Source organism: Dehalobacter sp. (genome assembly GCA_023667845.1).
GTDB lineage: Bacteria > Bacillota > Desulfitobacteriia > Desulfitobacteriales > Syntrophobotulaceae > Dehalobacter.
Genome location: JAMPIU010000116.1, coordinates 1 through 3,960, shown reverse-complemented (window position 1 = coordinate 3,960; position 3,960 = coordinate 1). Strand labels below are relative to the sequence as shown.

The 3,960-nt window shown below is 42.0% G+C and carries 3 protein-coding genes; 2 read left to right on the top strand and 1 reads right to left on the bottom strand.

Annotated features, from left to right (window positions below; genetic code table 11):
• Positions 1-131 precede the first annotated feature (131 nt).
• Positions 132-713 (top strand): hypothetical protein, encoded by a 582-nt coding sequence (locus NC238_08825; protein MCM1566034.1) that lies wholly within the window; start codon positions 132-134, stop codon positions 711-713.
• 376 nt (positions 714-1,089) lie between these two features.
• The gene (locus NC238_08820) at positions 1,090-2,718 is read left to right on the top strand and encodes a thermosome subunit (GenBank protein MCM1566033.1); all 1,629 of its coding nucleotides are present in this window, start codon (positions 1,090-1,092) and stop codon (positions 2,716-2,718) included.
• A 452-nt stretch (positions 2,719-3,170) separates the two neighbouring features.
• Here NC238_08820 and NC238_08815 read toward each other — a convergent pair whose 3' ends face one another.
• The gene (locus tag NC238_08815) at positions 3,171-3,410 is read right to left on the bottom strand and encodes a hypothetical protein (protein ID MCM1566032.1); all 240 of its coding nucleotides are present in this window, start codon (positions 3,408-3,410) and stop codon (positions 3,171-3,173) included.
• Between the last annotated feature and the right edge of the window lie 550 nt (positions 3,411-3,960).

Below are 3,960 nucleotides of genomic sequence, written 5' to 3'. Positions count from 1 at the left end.
GTGCAGGTCCCACAGCAATTTTTGCTATTGTTGACCTAATATAGAATACACATGTAAAAATAGGTTGTCTGCATATCTTATGTTCGGCATGCAAATTTAAAAATAATTGAGTAGATAAGAGGAATATAATCATGGATAATAATAAAAAAAGATACCGCTTTGCCACTACTATTTCAAAGAGACACTGGGAGTTATTAAAAAAACATGCAGAAAAATTTGAAACACAACAAAAAGCCCTGGAGATAGCATTGGAATGTCTGAAAAACAATTCAAAACATTTTCCGGAATTAACTACTGAACAAAAATTTTGGCTGGCATGTGAATCAATGAATTCGGTTTGCGGTGTCCAAAAAGGGACTTTAAAAATACTAATGGAAACTGTAAATCATGAGCGGTTTGAGGAGTATGTGACCAGAAATAAACCTATAGAATGTGTAGTACAATTCTTTCTTCATAAGCCTCTTAACGAATGCAGTCTAAAAGAGGTTGTAGATGGACTAACGATTGTTTTTGGAACATCACACATGTTTGATACAGTAGACTACAAAGACAACGGTGACTACTATTTGCTGGCACTAACTCATAGTCTGGGCTTTAATAATTCTAAATTAAACTTAACAACATTGGAGAGTTTATTTAAAACATATGGAGCCAATGTTGAGAGTCAAATCTCCGAAAATACAATTTTTATGAAAGTGTTTAAAGATAAATAACAATTACTGCGATTCAGAAATAAGTTTATAAAACTTAACTTTTAAATTGAGTACCCGATCATGGATTTTTCACTAAATAAGGTAATTATTTTGGAGTCGAAGCACTAGAATTTTTTGTTAGTCCTCTTGAGCGAAGCGAAAAGGACACCGTCCTCCCGAGACGGGACTCGGGCGAGACGGAAATCGGGTGGCGCAACTCGGGCATTAAAAGAACCAGCAGACCCTTTTTTTATGATTAGAAACCTGACATTCAGAGCAATTCTTATATAGAAGTGCTTGCATTAAGAATAGGAAAATTACGCACAAAGGTAAGTGCTCAGAAATACAATTAACAGAAATTCATACTATTTCACATCATTAAAAAGGAGATTTAAGTTTGGCAGCACAACCGATCTTTATATTAAGGGAAGGAAGCAAGAGAACCCACGGTTCCGACGCTCAGCACAATAATATCATGGCCGCAAAGGCAGTAGCTGAGGCAGTAAGGACCACTCTTGGACCAAAGGGCATGGACAAGATGCTTGTAGACTCGATGGGAGACGTCGTCATTACCAATGACGGAGCAACCATTCTCAAAGAAATGGACATCGAGCACCCAGGTGCAAAGATGATCGTAGAAGTCGCCAAGACCCAGGATGCCGAAGTAGGAGACGGAACAACCACAGCAGCCGTCCTCGCAGGAGAATTCCTGACAAAGGCAGAAGACCTTCTGGAAAGCGGTGTACATCCCACTGTTATCGCAAGCGGCTACAGGCTCGCAGCAATGCAGGCTGTAAAGATTCTTGACACCATCACCATCAGCGCATCCCCTGAAGACACAGAGACTCTTGAGAAGATCGCAGGCACAGCCATCACCGGAAAGGGTGCAGAATCACACAAGGCTCACCTCTCAAACCTCGCAGTCCGTGCAATTAAGTCCATTGTTGAGAAAGATGAAAACGGGAAGATCACTGTAGACATAGAAGACGTTAAAACGGAAAAGAGACCCGGCGGCAGCATAAAGGACTCTGAGATTATCGAAGGTGTAATCGTTGATAAAGAACGCGTCCACACCGGCATGCCTGAAGTTGTAAAGGATGCAAAAGTCCTCCTTTTAAGCGTACCAATCGAGCTCAAAAAGACAGAAACTAAAGCCGAAATAAAGATCACCACCCCCGACCAGATGCAGCTTTTCCTTGACCAGGAAGAAGCAATGCTCAGGGATATCGTAGACAAAGTGATTGATACCGGCGCAAATGTGGTATTCTGCCAGAAGGGCATTGATGACCTTGCCCAGTATTACCTGACAAAGGCAGGCATTTTCGCAATGCGCAGGGTAAAGAAGAGCGACATGGACAAACTCTCCAGAGCCACAGGCGGAAGAATTATTACCAATCTGGATGAAATCGACGGATCAGACCTCGGCTATGCAGGCCTTGTGGAAGAAAAGGACGTCACTGGCTCCAGAATGACCTTTGTTACAGGTTGCAAGGACAGCAAGACCACCTCTATCCTTCTCCGCGGCGGAACCGAGCATGTCGTGGACGGACTTGAGAGAGCACTTGAAGACGCTCTCAGGGTTGTCGGCGTTGCACTCGAAGACCAGAAGATTGTTGTTGGCGGCGGCTCACCCGAAGTAGAACTTTCCCTCAGGCTCAAAGAATATGCAGCAACCCTCAAAGGAAGGGAACAGCTCGCAGTAACCAAGTTTGCCGAATCCCTTGAAATTATCCCGCAGACCCTTGCAGAAAACGCAGGACTTGACCCGATCGACATGCTTGTGGAAATGCGCTCCCAGCATGAGAAGGGTAACAAGAGGGCCGGGCTGAATGTCTACACAGGCAAGATCGAAGATATGTTCGAAAACGATGTAGTCGAACCACTTAGAATCAAGACCCAGGCAATCAATGCAGCAACGGAAGCTGCAATCATGATCCTCAGGATCGATGATGTCATCGCTTCAACCGGCGGTGGAAGAGCAGCTCCAGGCGGAATGCCAGGCGGCGACATGGAAGACATGATGTAAAGATGCTTAAAATTAAACCAAAACTAAACTGGAGGTTTCCGGAAAAGCCCAATTTTCCGGATCTTTCTTTTAGAAACTATTTCAGAAACCTTTTTTGCCAGTCTTTTTAGAAAGCTTTTACCCGCTAGAAATAGAGATTTGTCACATCTTTTTCAGATAATTTCGACCCGCTTTCTACACTAAATCTTTCTACACTAAATATATCTGCAATATTATGCCATTTACTCCAAAATAAATTCATTTGAGTAAACTACCTTTGTCTCGCCCAGCTCAACCGGTCTTTTCCAAGGTTCATTCCCAATGTTTTCGGATTCTACTGTGACAAAACTATAATGGAAAGCAAGTCTGTATCTACATCGCTCAATCATCTCAGGTTCGGCTGAATCGGGCATTGCCTCGAATGAGCATATCTGCTGATTCCATTAGTAAAGAAGATCTGAGTGTGGCTTCAGCTATGTTATATTACTAACAGGTCGTTCATACAGTATTAACCGGCAAACCTCTCTGCCATCATCAATCATTGGCAGACGAATGGTCAGACCTGCCCAATTATTGCCTTGAGCCTTTTCAATCTCCCAGAAGACCAGGTCTTGCTGAGAGTAGCCTATATACCAAACAGGAACATCTAGATTGTTTGCTATTTTTATCTTGACCATTTCACCGCGGGCATACTGCGTCTTGTCCGTGGTCATGAAAATGGACTGAGGCGTGGCAGAAGAGGCAGGTGTAGTTGCAGAGGAGGTGGATGTATTTTCTGTCGATGAGTGAACATCCGGCTGAGAGCAAGAACACGCTGAGCAGGATTATGAGTAGAATTTTTGCAATTACTGGTTTTTTCATACATCAGTTATAGTTTTTTTACACATCAATGAATCTGATTGCTAATTCATATTTTGTTTATATTATATATCCGAGTAATGTCCCTATATTTCTCAGTATATTTTGGAGATCAATATGTTTCCGCGCAGCGTTTTCTTAGCAGATCTAAGTAATTTTGACTCCAAAGGAAAACTTGAAAAAATTGAATGATATCGTTTATTTGGTCTCTAAAACTCCGAAAAAAGTAAAGAAAAAACGTTTTTCTAAAGGATAGTGCCGTACAGAAGTAAGGATATTAATCTAAGAGCTACAGGTTCTGGATAATTTAGATTAAAGTATGGCACATTAATTAAATTTAATGAAACATTTACCGGGCTTCGTAACAGGAGATTTCCCTTGCATCTACTATTACGGCTTTCCCGA

What these genes read in the sequence shown, in the direction of transcription:
- NC238_08825 (MCM1566034.1), top strand. Translation starts at nt 132, where the DNA reads ATGGATAATAATAAAAAAAGATACCGCTTTGCCACTACTATTTCAAAG.
- NC238_08815 (MCM1566032.1), bottom strand. Translation starts at nt 3,410, where the DNA reads ATGACCACGGACAAGACGCAGTATGCCCGCGGTGAAATGGTCAAGATA.